Source organism: Umezawaea sp., assembly GCF_057122925.1.
Genome location: NZ_DBNGPQ010000164.1, coordinates 1 through 16,158 on the forward strand (window position 1 = coordinate 1; position 16,158 = coordinate 16,158).

Below are 16,158 nucleotides of genomic sequence, written 5' to 3' on the forward strand. Positions count from 1 at the left end.
GTCTCGGCCGGAACCTAGACCGAACCGCGGTCGGGTGGCAGGTCGAAGCGGGCGCTCGATCCCGGTGGCAGAGTGGAGGGGTGACTGAATCGACTCCCGCCCGCCGCGCGGTGCTGCACACCAACCACGGCGACATCACCGTCGACCTGTTTCCGGACCACGCGCCCAAGACGGTCGCCAACTTCGCCGACCTCGCCGAGGGCGCCCGTGAGTGGACGCACCCCGAGACGCGCCAGAAGACCACCGAACCGCTCTACGACGGCACGATCTTCCACCGGATCATCGCCGGCTTCATGATCCAGGGCGGTGACCCGCTCGGTCAGGGCTTCGGCGGGCCCGGCTACCAGTTCGGCGACGAGTTCCACCCCGAGCTCCAGTTCACGAAGCCGTACCTGCTGGCGATGGCAAACGCCGGGCCGAACACCAACGGCTCCCAGTTCTTCATCACCGTGGGCCCGACGACGTGGCTCAACTTCAAGCACACCATCTTCGGCGAGGTGGCCGACACCGAGTCGCAGCAGGTGGTGGACAAGATCGGTGCCGCGCCGACCCTCGCGGGCGACCGTCCCGCGACCGACGTGGTGATCGAGTCCGTGGCCATCGAGCGGTACTGACCCGTTCCGGTGAGCAATTCGGCAGTTCCTCCGCCGCCTGGTGAGCCGATCGGTGCGCAGCCGGAAGTCCCGGTCTGCGTGCGACACCCCGATCGGCAGACCAGGCTGCGCTGCGTGCGGTGCGAGCGACCGGCGTGTCCGGAGTGCCTCCGCGACGCGTCGGTCGGGTACCAGTGCGTCGACTGCATCCGCGAGGCGCAGGGCACGGTCCGCCGTGCCCGCACCTTCGTGGGTGCGGAGGTGGGCACGCGTCCGCTGGTGATGCCGGTCCTGATCGTCGTCAACGTGCTCATGTTCGTGCTCACCGCCGTCCAGGCGGGGAGCGCGGTGAACAACCAGCGGTCCGAGGTGTTCTCGGCCTTCGTGCTCTGGCCCGAGGGCGTCGCCGTGCTCGGCGAGTGGTGGAGGTTGCTCGGAGCGGGCTTCCTGCACTACGGGCCGACGCACATCGTGTTCAACATGCTCGCGCTGTACGTGCTGGGCCGGGACCTCGAACCCGCCTTCGGGCGGGTGCGGTTCCTGGCCCTCTACCTGGTGTCCATGTTCGGCGGCAACGTCGCGGTCTACCTGTTCGGCTCGCCGAACGCGTTGACCGCGGGCGCCTCGACGGCCGTGTACGGCCTGATGGGCGCGATGCTCGTGGCGGTGCTGAAGCTCAAGCTCAACCCCGGCACCGCCCTGGCCGTCATCGGTCTGAACGTGGTCCTCAGCTTCACGCTCCCCGGCATCTCCCTGGTCGGCCACCTCGGTGGCCTGGTCGTCGGCGCGGGACTGGCCGCAGGCCTGATCTACGCGCCGCGGGAACGCCGTGACCTGTGGCAGGGAGCCCTGGTCGCCGCCACGACACTGGTGCTGATCGGCCTGGTGCTCGTGGGCACGGCCCGGCTCGGCCTCTAGGGCCGCAACGCGTGCAGGACCTCGGCGACGTCCCTCGGGTCGGCGCCGAGGTCCAGCCACGTCAGCACGACCAGGTGCTCGTCCTCGCCGCGCTCCCAGTCCAGTTCGAGGCTGTGCGACTCGCGGCCGAGCCTGCGCGTCCGCACCGGTCGGATCTTGACCTCGTGCCACGGGAAGTCGTGCACACCGGTCACCGTCCGCACGTGCAGCCCCGAGTCGTCCACACGCAGCCGGGGGCGCACGACCGCCCCGTAGGTACCCAGCGCGACGCCCAGCACGGCCGCCACGCCCATCAGCAGGCGGGTGGTGTTCTCGTCCGCCAGCAGGGCGGCGACGAGGGCGACGGCGGCCAATCCCCAGGCCAGGGCGACGACGCCGGGTAGCGGGGCCCAACTACGGGTGGTCGGCTCGGCCGACGGCAGTGGTGTCACGCGGTCGAGTGTCCCGCACGGGTGGTACATCTCCGGTCAGGAACCTGTGGACAACTGGAGCCCGCTACCGGGGGCTTGTGCAAAATGGCGCAAAGTTGTCCACAGGGGTTGTCCCCAATGGGGATTACTTCGGGACCGGTGGTCACCTCACCGGGTGATGACACCCCGTGAACGGCCGCGAACGCACGCCAGCCCGGACGGGTCAGGTCCGGGCTGGCGCGGGAACGCGGGAGGAGGTGTGGTCAGCGCCACTTCATGGTCATGAGCAGACCCACGATCATCAGCGCGAAGCCGATGCCGAAGTTCCAGGACCCCAGGTCCATCATCACCGGGATCTTGTCACCGGCGATGTAGTTGACGACCAGCCATGCCAGACCGAGCAGCATCACGCCCAGCATGACGGCGATGTAGAGGGGGTGCGAAGGCCCGGCTGCCTTGACCTTCACCGGCGTGCGGCGATCGGCAGGCGCGGTGTAAACGGCCTTCTTTCGGACCTTGGACTTCGGCATTCTGTCCTCGCCTGGTGTATTGCCTCCAGTGGCGCGAGTTTACGTCCACTGCTGGAGGAACACGTTAACGTAACCGGGCAGGTCCGCGAAGTGCTCTGCGGATCCGCGTCTTTCGCATTCACATCGGCTCGGGAGGTTTCTCGGTGAGCTACGACCCGCCACCGCCGCCACGCGGCCGTCCGGGCCAGCCGCCACACGCGCCCCGCCCCAGGCCCTTCCCGGCCTCTCAGGAGCCCTTTCGTGGCAGGCCCGCCCCTGGTCAGCGCCCTGTGGCACCGCAGGGGCCGCCGCCGCACCCCCGTCGACCACCGCCCCGACCGCGCCCGGTGGAGAGCGCGACGGAGGTCATCCCCAAGATCGCCGTCCACGAGGACGTGCCCCCAGTCGCCGAGCCTGAAACGGTCAAGATCCCCCGCCCGGCACCGCCGGACGGACTAGGGCGCAAGGCCGTGCGCGGCTTCGGCGAACTGATGATCACGGCCGGTCTGGTCATCCTGCTGTTCGTCGTCTACGAGGTCTACGTCACGGACCTCATCTCGGCGGGCAAGCAGGACGAGGCGACCACGGCGCTGGACGACCAGTGGAACGAGTCGAACACCGTCGCGCCGGTCGACCCGCAGCGCCAGGTCCAGTACGACCTGATCGAGGGCAAGGCCTTCGCCAAGATGTACATCCCGGCGTTCGGCCCCGACTACAAGTTCTCGATCGTCGAGGGCACGACCGACAAGCACCTGGAGGTCGGGCCGGGCCACTACGTCGGCACCGCGCTGCCCGGCAACCCCGGCAACTTCGCCGTGGCCGGGCACCGCGTCGGCAAGGGCGCCCCGTTCAACGACCTCGACCTGCTGTCGTCGTGCGACGCGATCGTGGTGGAGACGCAGACCAACTGGGTCGTCTACCGGATGCTGCCGACGTCGGGCGAGGAAGCGGGCTGGGCCGAGGGCAAGGCGAAGAACCCGAAGTGCGCGAAGGTCGCGCCGCTGAAGGACCAGTCGAACCCCGCGGGCAGCCCGTACGCCAAGACCGTCGGCCAGGAGATCGTGACGCCGCAGCAGGGCGAGGTGATCAGCCCGGTGCCGCACTTCACCGGTGAGCTGCCCGCCGCGCAGCAGGCGGCGCTGATGACCCTGACCACGTGCCACCCGCGGTTCTCCGACAAGCAGCGGCTGATCGTGCACGCGGTGCTGACGATGAACTACCCGAAGGCCAACGGCTTCCTGCCGCCGGAACTGAAGGAGCAGTGATGTACGGCTGGATCTGGCGCCACCTGCCGGGGCCCACGCCGGTTCGCGTGGTGGAGGCCCTCGTCCTGGCGCTCGGGATCATCGCGCTGCTGATGTTCGTGGTGTTCCCGTGGGCCGAGCCGCTGCTGCCGTTCAACAACGTCACGACCCCGTCGTAGACGACCGGGCGCCTCCCGCGGTCGCGGGAGGCCCCCGGCCTTCGCGGGCTCAGCCGCGGGACACGGACACCATCGTGTGCCGGTCGACGACCTTCACCCGGTCCCGTCCCCCGGCCGCGCCAAGACCGATCTCGTGCTCGTCGAGCCGCTTCCAGCCGTCGAACGTGGTGTAGCGGATGCCCCGCTGGTCGAGGAACCGCACGACCGCCTCGGGGTCCGGCTGGTCGGCGCCGGACAGCAGCGGCGCGTCCGCGAGCAGGCTGGTCACGGTCTCCAGGGCGTCGCCCTTGGTGTGGCCGATCAGGCCGACCGGGCCGCGCTTGATCCAGCCGGTGACGTAGACGCCCGGCACGGTCTGGTCGTCGATGTCGAGCACGCGGCCCGCCTGGTGCGGCACCGTGCCCGTCGTGTGGTCGAACGGCAGCTCCGCCAGGTGGGTGCTGAGGTAGCCGACCGCGCGGTAGACCGCCTGCACCGGCCAGTCGGTGAACTCGCCGGTGCCCCGCACGCCGCCGTCGCCCGTGAGCTCCATCGTCTCGGTGCGCAGACCGGTGACCTCGCCGTCGCCCAGCACCTCGACGGGTGCCTGGAGGAAGTGCAGGTGCAGCCTGCGGGGGCGGGTGCCCTGGTCGCGGATCGCCCACTCCTGGAGGGTCTTCACGACCATCTCGACCTGCTTGTTCGACCTGATCAGCGCCATGCTGGCGGCGCAGAACTCGATCCCCTCGGGGTGGACGACCACCTCGACGTTGGGGGAGTGGTCCAGCTCGCGCAGCTCCAGCGGCGTGAACTTGGCCTGGGCGGGCCCTCGACGGCCGAAGACGTGGACGTCGGTCACCGGGCTGGACTTGAGGCCCTGGTAGACGTTGTCCGGGATGTCGGTGGTGAGGAGTTCGTCCGCGGTCTTCGCCAGGATGCGGGCGACGTCGATGGCGACGTTGCCGACGCCGAGCACGGCCACGCTGGACGCGGTCAGGGGCCAGGTGCGGGAGACCTCGGGGTGGCCGTCGTACCAGGAGACGAAGTCGGCCGCGCCGAAGCTGCCCTGCTGGTCGATGCCGGGGATGTCGAGGTCGCGGTCCTTCTCGGCGCCGGTGGAGAAGATCACCGCGTCGTAGAACTCGCGCAGGTCGCCCAGCTTCAGGTCGACGCCGTACTCGACGTTGCCGAACAGGCGGACCTGCGGGCGGTCGAGCACCCGGTGCAGGGCGCTGACGATGCCCTTGATCCTGGGGTGGTCGGGGGCGACGCCGTAGCGGATGAGGCCGTAGGGGGCGGGCAGCCGCTCGAACAGGTCGATGCTCACGTCGGTGTCGGACTTGGTCAGGGTGTCGGCGGCGTAGATGCCCGCCGGGCCCGCGCCGACGATCGCAACTCGCAGAGAACGGCTCATGAGTTTAGTTTAGGTGAGCCTTACCTCACTTCTGACGAGAGCATTGTCACGGCTACGCTGTGGGAATGCGCGTGCTCGTGGTCGACAACTACGACAGCTTCGTCTACAACCTGGTCCAGTACCTGGCCCAGCTCGGTGTGGAGTGCGTCGTCCGACGCAACGACGAGGTGGACCTCGCCGAGGTCGGCACCGTCGGCGGAGTCCTCGTCAGCCCTGGTCCCAGCACCCCCGACAAGGCGGGTGCGAGCATGGACGTCATCCGGCACTGCGCCGCCAACGGCGTCCCCGTGCTCGGCGTCTGCCTCGGCCACCAGGCCATCGGCGCGGTGTGGGGCGGCACCGTCGACCTCGCCCCCGAGCTGCTCCACGGGAAGACCAGTGTGGTGCACCACACCGGGAAAGGCGTGCTCAAGGGCGTGCCGAACCCGTTCACGGCCACCCGGTACCACTCGCTGACCGTGCTGCCCGACACGATCCCCGCCGAGTTCGAGGTGACGGCCGAGACCGACACCGGGATCGTCATGGGCATGCGGCACCGCGAGCTGCCGGTCGAGGGCGTCCAGTTCCACCCGGAGTCCGTGCTCACCGACGGCGGCCACCGGATGCTGGCCAACTGGCTCGCCGTGTGCGGCCACGAGGTGCCCGAGTCGACCGTCGCCACCCTGGAGAACGGGATGCGCGCGCTCGCCTCGGCAGCGAGCAAGGCCTAGCGCCCGACGAACCCCGAACGCACGAGAAGGCCCCCGCGGCGAGCGCTGCGGGGGCCTTCTCGTGCGGTAGTCCGAAGCTAGGTGGTGGGCGGTCCGCCGCCCACCTTGAAGTCGGCCACGGTGATGTTGATCCGCTGGTTCTTGGTGATCGCGGCACCCGCCTTCGGGTCCTGCGACTGGATCTTGCCGTTCTTGCTGATGTCCGAGACGGCAGGCTTGTCCGTGATGGTCAGCTCGCCGTTCCAGCCCTGCTGGTTCAGCTTGGACTTGGCCTGGTCCACCGTCAGCCCGGTGATGTCGGGCATCGCGATCTGGTTGCCCTTCGACACCGTCAGCGTGATCGTCGAACCCTTGGCGACCCGGCCGGGGTTCGGGCTCTGGGTCAGCACCTGGCCCTGCTCCTCCGGGCTGTCGGCTTCCTTCGAGTTCACCTTGAACCCGGCGCCTTCGAGGGTGGCCGTCGCGTCCTCGATGCTCTGCCCGGTCACGTCGGCGAGCTGCACGGTGTCCGGTCCCTTGCCGAGCAGGACCGTGATCGGGGCGCCCTTGGCCGCCTTCACCCCGGCCTGGGGGTTCTGCTGGGCGACCTTGCCGACCTTGTTCGGGTCCTCCACCTCGACGGTGTCCTGCCCCTGGACGAAGCCCCAGCCGTCGGCGGTCAACTTCGCCTGCGCGTCCTGCGGGGTCAGGCCCATCACGTCCGGAACGGCGACCTGGTCCGGGCTGGTGCCGTAGGTCAGGGTGATCTCGGTGTACTTCGGCACCGACGTGCCCGCGGCCGGGTCGATCGCGAAGACCTTGTCGATGTCGTCGGCGGTGCAGCGCGGCGTGGCGCCGTTCTCACCGGGCTGGCACGGCACCGGGTCGATCTTGTACTTGAGGTCGACCTCCTCCAGGCTCGCCTTCGCGGCCGTCAGCGTCTTGCCCGTCACACCGGGCACCGGCACCTTCTCCGTGCCCGCGCTGCTGTCGTCGCCGATCAGGCTCGACGTGATCCACGCGGCCAGCGCGATCACGGCGATGCACAGCAGCACGACCAGGGTGACCATGGTCGCCTTCTTGCGCTTCGCCCGGCGCTCGGCGTCCTCCTCGGCCAGCGGGTCGTACTCGTTCTGCTCGTCGCGCAGCGCCGACGGGCGGTGGCGGCCGGACGAGACGACCTCGGTGCGCGGCGTCTGGTTGAGCACCGCGGTGCGGTCCTCGGGCGTCATCACGGCGGGTGCCGACGGGCGCTGGCCGGACAGCACGCGCACCAGGTCCGCGCGCATCTCGGCGGCCGACTGGTAGCGGTTCGCCGGGCCCTTCGCCATCGCCTTGAGCACGATGGCGTCGAGCGCGGGCGTCACGTTCGGGTTCAGCGACGACGGGGGCTTCGGGTCCTCCCGCACGTGCTGGTAGGCCACGGCCACGGGGGAGTCGCCGGTGAACGGCGGCTCGCCGGTGAGCAGCTCGAACAGCACGCAGCCCGACGCGTACACGTCGGAGCGGCCGTCGACCGCCTCGCCGCGCGCCTGCTCGGGCGAGAGGTACTGGGCGGTGCCTATCACCGCGGCGGTCTGCGTCACGGCGGCCTGGCCGTCGTGCACGGCGCGGGCGATGCCGAAGTCCATCACCTTCACCGCGCCGGATCGCGTGATCATGACGTTCGCGGGCTTCACGTCGCGGTGCACGATGCCGTGCCGGTGGCTGAAGTCCAGCGCCGCCGACACGTCGGCCATGACCTCCATGGCGCGCTTGCCCGACAGCGGGCCCTGCGTCTTCACCATGTCGCGCAGCGTCCGGCCGTCGACGTACTCCATGACGATGTACGGCAGCGGCCCGTACTCCGTCTGGGTCTCGCCCGTGTCGTAGACCGCCACGATCGCCGGGTGGTTCAGCGCCGCGGAGTTCTGGGCCTCGCGGCGGAAGCGTTCCTGGAAGGTCTTGTCACGGGCTAGGTCGGCTCGAAGCACCTTGATCGCCACGTCCCGGCCGAGCCGTACGTCGCGGCCCTTGTGGACCTCCGACATACCGCCGTAGCCGAGGGTCTCACCCAGTTCGTAGCGGTTGGAGAGCAGTCGCGGAGTGCTCATCAGTGCGTCGTCCCGCTCCTCGTCAACGGTCTAACCATCGTGTCTAGCAGTTCGGTTTCGTGCTCGCCCAGCCTGGCCCGTTCCGTTCACGTAGGCACACAGGTGACCCTCACCCGTGAGCCGATCGCAACCTCACCCACCGGCGACACGTCGGACACCATGCACCGGTTCTGCTCCCTGGGCTGACCACCCTGGCTCGTCTGCGACTCGGGTTGCAGGCCGTAGCCCGCGAGCTTCTCCGTCGCCTCGTTCACCGGCAGGTCCAGGTAGTCCGACTTCTCGATCCGGACCACCGGTGTGCCGGGGATCTTGTCCGTGGGGCCCAGGTCACCCGCCGCGCTCGGCTGGTTGTCCTGCGCGGGACGAGCGCCGGTGGTGCTCTGCTGACCCGACACGGCATCGTCGCCGTCCTGCAACACCGCACGCAGCACGAAGATCCCCAACACGATCAGCGCCACGACCAGGAGACCGACCATAACCCACAAAACGGCCCTCGCTTTCCCCTGAGGCCGCGGCGGATTCGGCAACGGACGGAAATTACCCGTGTGCGGAGTGTTGTGCGGGACGGGATGTTGACCGGACGGCATACCGGGTTGGACGGGCGGGAACCCCGGCTGCGAGGACGGGTGCGACATCTGGAGCCCTGGGTGCGTCATCACCGGGCCCGTGGCCATGGCCAGGCCGGACGGGGTCGGCAGCGGCCTGCCCGCCCGCACGGCGCCGACCGCCTCGGCGAACTCGCCGCCGTTGCGGTAGCGCTTCCGGGGGTCCTTGACCAGCGTGGCCTCGATCAACGCCCGCGGACCGCCCGGCACGTCCGGCGGCAGCGGCGGCGCGATGTCGCGGATGTGCATCATCGCGACCGTGACCGCGTTCTCCGACCGGAACGGCCGGTGCCCGGTCAGGCACTCGTAGCCGCACACGGCCAGCGCGTACACGTCGCTCGCCGGTTCGGCGTCGTGGCCGAGCGCCTGCTCGGGCGCGATGTAGTGGGCGGTGCCCATCACCATGCCGTTGCGGGTCACGGGCGCCGCGTCGGCCGCCTTCGCGATCCCGAAGTCGGTGATCTTCACCTTGCCGGTGGGGGTCACCAGGATGTTGCCCGGCTTCACGTCGCGGTGCACCAGCCCGCGCTCGTGCGCCGCCTGCAACGCCGTCCCCGCCTGCTGGAGCACGTCCAGCGTGCGGTCGACGGTCAGCCTGCCGCGCGCGATGATCGCGGCCAGCGGCTCGCCCTCGACCAGTTCCATCACCAGGTAGGCCGTGTCCTCCGGCCCGTCCGGCATCGACGCGGTCTCGCCGTAGTCGTGCACCGCGGCGATGCCGGGGTGGTTCAGCGACGCGGTCGTCCGCGCCTCGATGCGGAAGCGCGTGAGGAACTCCGCGTCCCCGCTGAGGTCGGCCTTGAGCACCTTGACCGCGACGTTGCGGTCGAGCCTGGTGTCCTCGGCCTCCCAGACCTCGCCCATGCCGCCGACGGCGATCCGCCTGGTGAGGCGGTACCGCTCGGCGAGGAGCTGGCCGGTGATGAGCATCAGCGGCCAGCCAGGTAGGCGCCGATGACCGCCCTGCCGACGGGGGCGGCGACCTTGCCGCCGGTCGCGCCCAGACCGCGGTTGCCACCGTTCTCGACGATCACCGCGACGGCGATGGTCGGCTTCTCGGCGGGCGCGAACGCGATGTACCAGGCGTGCGGCGCGACCTTGCTCGGGTCGACGCCGTGCTCGGCGGTACCGGTCTTCGACGCGATGTTCACGCCGCTGAGCCTGCCCTCACCGCCGGTGTTCGCCTCCGACTTGAGCATCATGTCGCGCAGGGTGTTGGCGGTGTTCGCGCTGATCGCGTCCTCCACCTCGTCCGGCTCGGTCTCCTCGATGACCTCCAGGTCGGGGGCGATCAGCTTCTGGACCAGGTACGGCTTCATCCGCACACCGCCGTTGGCGATGGTCGCGGCGATGACCGCGTTCTCCATCGGGGTCATCTCGACCACGCGCTGGCCGATGCCGCTCTGGAACAGCGCGGCCTTGTCCGGCACCGGGCCGTACGAGGACGGCGCCACGGCCAGCGGCATCGTCAGGCTCTTGTCGTTCATGCCGAACTTCTCGGCCTGCTTGGTGAGCTTGGCCTCGCCGAGTTCGCCCGCCAGCTCGGCGAACGCGGTGTTGCACGACCGCGCGAGCGCCTCCTCCAGCGACGCGGTCGCGCCGCCGCCGCAGGGCGTCTCGTTGAAGTTCGGCAGCGGCGTGTTCGTGTTCGGCAGCGTGATCGAGCCCGCGGCGGTGAGCTGCGTGTCCTTGGTCCTGCCGTCCTCCAGCGCCGCCGCCGACACGACGACCTTCCAGGTCGAACCGGGCGGGTAGATGGCCTGCACCGCGCGGTTCATCGTCGGCTGGGGGCCGTCCTCGGCGGTGTACTCCTGCCACGCCGCCTCCTGCTCTTCGCCGTCGTGGCTCGCGAGCCGGTTCGGGTCGTAGGAGGGGGTGCTCACCATCCCGAGGATGGCCCCGGTCTGCGGGTTGAGCGCGACCACCGAACCGGTGAACCCGGCGTTGGTCATCGAGTCGAACGCCGCCTGCTGGACCTTCGGGTCGACCGTGAGCTGGATGCTGGCGCCCTTGGGGTCGCGACCGGTGATCACGTCGGACAGCCTGCGCGCGAACAGCCGGTCGTCCGAGCCGTTCAGCAGGTCGTCCTCGACCCGCTCGACGCCGCCGCTGCCGTAGATCAGCGAGTAGTAGCCGGTGACCGGCGCGTACGCCGGACCGTTGGCGTAGACCCGCTGGTAGCGGTACGTGTCGTCGGTGCTCTTGACGTTCGCCAGAGGGGTGCCGTCGCTCGCGATGATCTGACCGCGCTCGCGGGAGTACTCGTTGAGCAGGACGCGCTGACGGTTGTGGTCGTCCTTGCGGTAGTCGTCCGCCTTGATCACCTGCACGTACGTCGCGTTGCCCATGAGCAGCAGGATCATCACCATCATGGCGATGCCGACGCGGCGGAGCGGTGTGTTCATTTCGGACGCTCCACCATGACTGTGTACTGGTCCGCGATGGCGGGCTGCTGCGGCTTCGGCTTCGGCACGACCTTCGGACCGCGCGCCGCGTCCGAGATGCGCAGCAACAGCGCGACGAGGACGTAGTTGGCCAGCAGCGACGAGCCGCCGTAGGACAGGAAGGGTGCGGTGATACCGGTCATCGGGATCAGCTTGGTGACACCGCCGACCACGATGAAGACCTGGAAGCACAGCGCGAAGCTGAGACCGCCGCCGAGGAGCTTGCCGAAGCTGTCGCGCACGGCGATGGCGCTGCGCAGGCCGCGCAGCGAGAACACCATGTAGATCAGCAGCATCGCCGACAGGCCGACGAAGCCGAGCTCCTCGCCGATGGCGGACGTGATGAAGTCCGTGTTCGCCTCGGGGATCAGGTCCGGCCTGCCCGCGCCGAGACCGGCGCCGAAGATCCCGCCGGTGCCGAGCCCGAACAGCGACTGGGCGATCTGGTAGCCGCCGCCGGGCAGGTCGTAGGTCGCCAACGGGTCCAGCCAGTTCGACACGCGCTGCTGCACGTGGTTGAACAGCTTCCACGCCACGATCGCACCGCCGGAGAACAGCACGAGGCCGATCACGACCCACGCCGCGCGCTCGGTGGCCACGTAGAGCAGCACCAGCACGATGCCGAAGAACAGCAGCGAGCTGCCGAGGTCCTTCTGGAGCACCATGATGCTCACGCCGACCGCCCACGCGGCGACCAGCGGACCGAGGTCGCGGGCCCTCGGCAGGTCGAGACCGAGGAACCGCCTGCCCGCGGCGGTGAACAGGTCGCGCTTGGAGACGAGGAAGGCCGCGAAGAAGACCATCAGCAGGATCTTCGCGAACTCACCCGGCTGGATCGAGAACGCCCCGAACGTCAGCCAGATCTTCGCGCCGTTGATCTCCGGCGCGATGAAGCCCGGCAGGATGCCGGGCAGGATCAGCGCGACCAGGCCGACCAGACCGGCGGTGTAGCCGTACTTGGCCAGCGTCCGGTGGTCCTTGACGAACTTCAGCACCAGCGCGAACAGCACCAGCGCGACGGCCGTCCACAGCACCTGCTTGGGGGCCTTCGCCGAGTACAGCTCGCCCTGGAACACCTTGCCCTCGTTCGCGAGGTCGATCCGGTGGATCATCACCAGGCCGAGGCCGTTGAGCAGCGCGACGCACGGCAGGATGATCGGGTCCGCGTACGGGGCCCACTTCCGAACCGCGAGGTGCGCTACCGCGAACAACCCCATGTAGGCCAAGCCGTAGTAGACGATCTGCATCGTCAGGGCCTGCTCCTGGTTCGCCTCCACCAGGATCAGGGCGGCCGTCACCAGGGCCGAGGCGAACCCGAGCATGACGAGTTCGGTACCCCGCCTCGTGGGCGGCCTCAAGCCCGGCGACGTGCTGGTCGCCGCTGCGAGCGGCGCCTCCCCGGTAGGAGCCGGCGAACCCATCGACTACTGGCCCTTCCGTCGGCAGTCCGTGCCCGGCGTCTGCGAGGGCGACTGCAGTGGAGTGGCGTCCGAACTGGTCGCCGCCGGGGTCGGCTCGGTGGTCGTGCTCGTGCCCGACAGCGGTGTGGTCGTGCTCGTGGGCGGTGTGGTCGTCGTCACGGTCGTCGAGGGCTTCGTGGTGTCCGCGCACGGGGGCAGCACCTGCTCCGTGCGGAGCTTGCGGATGCCCTCCCGAGCCTCCTCCAGCCCGTCCTTCGTGATGCCGTTGCGCACGACGTCGCGCGACGACACCCGGAGGTCGTTGATCGTGATCGGCTCGCACGCGGCCTCGGAGCCGGGCGGGCACGACCCCTCGGCGAACGTGTGCAGCGCGACGCCGAGGAAGCTGCCGCTCACACCGCGGAAGATCGACACCTGGCCGTCCTCCGTGGCGCCGATGTAGTACTGGCGCATCACCCACCACCGGGTGCCCAGGCCCGCGGCCGCGACCAGCAGCAGCAGGAAGAACACCAGCAGGACCGCCTTGACCCTGCGTCGCCGCTTGATCTTGGGGTCCGGTGGTGGTGGCGGTGCCTCGGCCCGCTGCGGGATCGGCCGCGGACCGGTGATCGAACTCGCCCGCGAGGCGGGGGAGTCCGGTGGCGGGGGATCGGCGCTGCCGTCACCGGCGGCCCCGCCGATGATCGGCGCGTCGTCGCCGAAGTCGATGTCGGCGACGTCGGCGACGATGACCGTCACGTTGTCCGGCCCACCGCCCTTGAGCGCCAACTCGATCATCCGGTCGGCGCACGCCTGCGGGTCGGGGATGCGGATCGCCTCGTCGAGCGTCTCCAGGCTGACCACACCGGAGAGGCCGTCCGAGCAGAGCAGGTAGCGGTCGCCCGGACGCGCTTCGCGGACCATGAGGCGGGGTTCCACCTCGTGGCCGGTCAGCGCGCGCAGCAGCAGTGACCGCTGCGGGTGCGTCGCCGCTTCCTCCTCGGTGATCCGGCCTTCGTCGATCAACGACTGGACGAACGTGTCGTCGTGCGTGATCTGCGAGAACGCGCCGTTGCGCATCATGTAGGCACGCGAGTCGCCGATGTGGGCCATCCCCAGCCTGCTCCCCGCGAACAGGACGGCTGTGAGCGTCGTGCCCATGCCGTCCAGGTCGGGGTCGCTGGCGACGAGTTCGGAGATGGCGCCGTTGCCCGCGATGACCGCTTCGCGCAACTGGCCGAGCAGGTCGTCGCTCGGCTCGTCGTCGTCCAGCGGGGCCAGGGCGGCGATGACTACCTTGCTCGCGACTTCACCGGCGGCATGGCCACCCATGCCGTCGGCGAGTGCGAGCAGGCGTGGGCCCGCGTACACGGAGTCCTGGTTGTTGTTGCGCACCAGGCCCCGGTCGCTGCGGGCCGCATATCGGAGGACGAGGGTCATGAGCGCAGCTCGATCACCGTTTTGCCGATTCGGATCGGAGAGCCGAGCGGGACCCGGAGGGGTGCCGTGACCTTCGCCCGGTCTAGGTAGGTGCCGTTCGTGGAGCCTAGGTCTTCCACGTACCAGTCAGTGCCGCGCAGCGAGATGCGCGCGTGCCTGGTCGACGCGAAGTCGTCGTCCAGCACGAGCGTCGAATCGTCTGCGCGGCCGATCAGGATCGGCCTGCCGTCAAGGGAGATCCGGGTACCCGTCAGCGCCCCGTGAGTGACCACGAGTTGCCGGGGGGCCTTGTTCCCCTTGGCGGCCTTGTCCGCGTTTCTTCGGAAGCCGGGCACTGAGACCCGCAATCCCGAGGCAGCGTAGAGATCGGAGCGGACCACCCTAAGTGCGGCCAGCACGAACAACCACAGCAGGACGAGGAAACCTGCTCTGGTCAGCTGCATCACCAGCTCTGGCACCGGTTGTAACCGCTCCTGCCTTGAGTGCTGTCACCGACGCCCGTATCGACCTCAGCCTTGCGTGCGGAACACCAGTGAGGAGTGGCCGATGCGGACGACATCGCCTTCCGCGAGCTGCCAAGTTTGCACTGGAGTGCCGTTCACCGTCGTGCCGTTGGTCGAACCGAGATCCGCGAGCATTGCACTCTGCCCATCCCACGTGATCTCCAGGTGCCTCCTGGAGACCCCGGTGTCGGGTAGGCGGAAGTCCGCTTCCTGCCCGCGACCGACCACGTTGCCCCCCTGTTTCAGGGGATACGTGCGGTTCGAGCCGTCGTCCAGGTGCAGCGTGGCGTTCAGCGTGCGGGGCCCGGACTGCACGGCCGGGGGCGCGTAGCCCGCCGCCGGGTCCTGGTAGCCGCCCTGCTGGCCGTAGCCGCCCTGGCCGTAACCCTGGTCGTAGCCCTGCTGGCCGTAACCCTGGTCGTAGCCCTGTGCGGGCTGCTGCCCGTAGCCCTGGTCGTAACCACCGGGGGCGGGCTGCTGCCCGTAGCCCTGGTCGTACCCCTGGGGCTGCTGGCCGTAGCCCTGGTCGTAACCACCGGGCGCGGGCTGCTGCCCGTAACCCTGGTCGTAGCCCTGCGCGGGCTGCTGGCCGTAGCCCTGGTCGTAGCCCTGCTGGCCGTAACCCTGGTCGTAACCCTGCTGCGGCTGCTGGCCGTAGCCCTGGTCGTAGCCGGGCTGCGGCGGTTGTTGGCCGTAACCGCCCTGCCCATAGGGGTCGTGGCCGGGCTGGCCCTGTCCTTGTCCGTAGCCGGGAGGCTGGCTCATGGATCGGTCTCCTGCGGTGCGAGGTGGTGCTGACCGTCGGCTGGCAACTTTCACATCGGGGTCGACGGACGAGCTGGTTCGGAACTGTCCGGTGTGCAGCGCGTCGGAGCGCTCCAGGGAGACTACGACGTCACCATAGGTATCCCACCCAAACTCGGCCAGGTGCTCTCCGAGGGAGTCCCCGAGGAGCTGGGTGATGCGTAGTTCATCCTGCCCGTCACCGGCAAGCCGATCGTGGTCCTGCGGGCCGAGCAGGACCACATAGTGGTTCGGCGCGAGAAGTCTGCCACCCGCGAGCTCGCGGATGTTGCTCTCGGCCTCACGCTGAAGCGCCTGCGCTACTTCCTGCGGGACGACGCTGCCGCCGAACACGCGCGCAAAGGTATTTCCGACCATGCCTTCGAGACGGCGCTCGAAGCGCTGTACGAGGCCCACGGCAACACCCTCCGACTCGGTTGACTCCGACCCCGATCGTATCCGGGCTGACGTGGTGGGACACGGGCCAATTGGTAACCCGTCCAGAGGGCGTGCTAGTGTTCACCACGTCGCTCCGGGCGAGTGGCGGAATGGCAGACGCGCACGGTTCAGGTCCGTGTGTCCGAAAGGACGTGGGGGTTCAACTCCCCCCTCGCCCACCAAAACCATGAAGTCCCATCCACGGTCGTGGGTGGGACTTCATGGTTTTTCCGTCTTTTCGCCGCCGGCGGTCGCGTGATGTCTGTCACCCGCACAGCCGCGGCCGAACGTGGCGGCTCGGGGGCGGTCGGTCGATTTCGCGCGGCGAGCGGTCGGCGGTGTGGTGGTCGGGCCGGTCGGCGGCCCCGGTCCGGCGGTCGTTCCAGGCGAGCGACGCACACGCTGAGCAGTCTTCGGGGTCTCGCGGACCACCGGGGTCACCCAGACGGCAGCACCGCCGGACCGAAGTCGCCCCACCGGTCGCCGACCGGTTACCGACCGCTCGGCGCCGTCGATC

Annotated in this window: 15 protein-coding genes and 1 tRNA gene; 6 read left to right on the plus strand and 10 right to left on the minus strand. The window is 69.5% G+C overall.

The genetic code is table 11. The features are described 5' to 3' along the window. Positions 1-80: 80 nt before the first annotated feature. Positions 81-614, plus strand: a complete 534-nt coding sequence (locus tag AC156L_RS36860; RefSeq protein WP_484407694.1) for a peptidylprolyl isomerase — start codon at positions 81-83, stop codon at positions 612-614. A gap of 114 nt (positions 615-728) precedes the next feature. Beyond that, entirely contained in the window at positions 729-1,511 is a 783-nt protein-coding gene (locus AC156L_RS36865) for a rhomboid family intramembrane serine protease (RefSeq protein WP_330881112.1), read from the plus strand. Here AC156L_RS36865 and AC156L_RS36870 read toward each other — a convergent pair. Further along, a complete protein-coding gene (locus AC156L_RS36870; RefSeq protein WP_330881110.1) occupies positions 1,508-1,942 on the minus strand; it encodes a PH domain-containing protein in 435 nt (144 codons plus the stop codon). The two genes, AC156L_RS36865 and AC156L_RS36870, sit on opposite strands and share 4 nt — an antisense overlap. A 242-nt stretch (positions 1,943-2,184) precedes the next feature. After that, positions 2,185-2,451: a cell division protein CrgA gene (gene crgA / locus AC156L_RS36875; RefSeq protein WP_330881108.1), complete on the minus strand. Its 267-nt coding sequence runs from the start codon at positions 2,449-2,451 to the stop codon at positions 2,185-2,187. Positions 2,452-2,777: 326 nt separating this feature from the next. Between crgA and AC156L_RS36880 the strand changes: the two genes are divergently transcribed. Together AC156L_RS36880 and AC156L_RS36885 are read left to right on the plus strand one after the other, a co-directional pair. Continuing rightward, positions 2,778-3,695, plus strand: coding sequence for a class E sortase (locus tag AC156L_RS36880; protein WP_330881106.1), 918 nt, complete (start codon positions 2,778-2,780; stop codon positions 3,693-3,695). Next, a complete protein-coding gene (locus AC156L_RS36885) occupies positions 3,695-3,853 on the plus strand; it encodes a hypothetical protein (RefSeq protein ID WP_259627569.1) in 159 nt (52 codons plus the stop codon). The genes AC156L_RS36880 and AC156L_RS36885 overlap by 1 nt, the downstream gene beginning before the upstream one ends. A 49-nt stretch (positions 3,854-3,902) precedes the next feature. Here AC156L_RS36885 and AC156L_RS36890 read toward each other — a convergent pair whose 3' ends face one another. After that, complete coding sequence (locus AC156L_RS36890; RefSeq protein ID WP_330881104.1) at positions 3,903-5,246, minus strand: FAD-dependent oxidoreductase; 1,344 nt, start codon at positions 5,244-5,246, stop codon at positions 3,903-3,905. Between the two features lie 65 nt (positions 5,247-5,311). Here AC156L_RS36890 and AC156L_RS36895 point away from each other — a divergent pair, with 65 nt between their 5' ends. Next, on the plus strand, positions 5,312-5,956 hold the full coding sequence (locus AC156L_RS36895; RefSeq protein WP_330881102.1) for an aminodeoxychorismate/anthranilate synthase component II: 645 nt from the start codon (positions 5,312-5,314) through the stop codon (positions 5,954-5,956). 77 nt (positions 5,957-6,033) lie between these two features. Here the strand turns inward: AC156L_RS36895 and pknB are convergent, their stop codons facing one another. The 7 genes from pknB to AC156L_RS36930 form a co-directional block, all read right to left on the minus strand. Beyond that, complete coding sequence (pknB, locus tag AC156L_RS36900) at positions 6,034-8,028, minus strand: Stk1 family PASTA domain-containing Ser/Thr kinase (protein WP_330881100.1); 1,995 nt, start codon at positions 8,026-8,028, stop codon at positions 6,034-6,036. Positions 8,029-8,114: 86 nt separating this feature from the next. Beyond that, on the minus strand, positions 8,115-9,563 hold the full coding sequence (locus tag AC156L_RS36905; RefSeq protein WP_330881098.1) for a protein kinase domain-containing protein: 1,449 nt from the start codon (positions 9,561-9,563) through the stop codon (positions 8,115-8,117). Continuing rightward, positions 9,563-11,038, minus strand: a complete 1,476-nt coding sequence (locus AC156L_RS36910; RefSeq protein WP_330881096.1) for a peptidoglycan D,D-transpeptidase FtsI family protein — start codon at positions 11,036-11,038, stop codon at positions 9,563-9,565. Before AC156L_RS36910 ends, AC156L_RS36905 begins: the two co-directional genes overlap by 1 nt. Then, the gene (locus AC156L_RS36915) at positions 11,035-12,498 is read right to left on the minus strand and encodes an FtsW/RodA/SpoVE family cell cycle protein (protein WP_330881094.1); all 1,464 of its coding nucleotides are present in this window, start codon (positions 12,496-12,498) and stop codon (positions 11,035-11,037) included. Before AC156L_RS36915 ends, AC156L_RS36910 begins: the two co-directional genes overlap by 4 nt. Positions 12,499-12,501: 3 nt before the next feature. Further along, positions 12,502-13,917: a PP2C family protein-serine/threonine phosphatase gene (locus AC156L_RS36920; RefSeq protein ID WP_330881092.1), complete on the minus strand. Its 1,416-nt coding sequence runs from the start codon at positions 13,915-13,917 to the stop codon at positions 12,502-12,504. Beyond that, positions 13,914-14,375, minus strand: a complete 462-nt coding sequence (locus AC156L_RS36925; RefSeq protein ID WP_106185021.1) for an FHA domain-containing protein FhaB/FipA — start codon at positions 14,373-14,375, stop codon at positions 13,914-13,916. The genes AC156L_RS36920 and AC156L_RS36925 overlap by 4 nt, the downstream gene beginning before the upstream one ends. A 51-nt stretch (positions 14,376-14,426) precedes the next feature. Then, entirely contained in the window at positions 14,427-15,620 is a 1,194-nt protein-coding gene (locus tag AC156L_RS36930; protein WP_330881088.1) for an FHA domain-containing protein, read from the minus strand. Between the two features lie 117 nt (positions 15,621-15,737). Between AC156L_RS36930 and AC156L_RS36935 the strand changes: the two genes are divergently transcribed. Continuing rightward, positions 15,738-15,823 (plus strand) — tRNA-Leu (locus AC156L_RS36935). Positions 15,824-16,158: the final 335 nt, after the last annotated feature.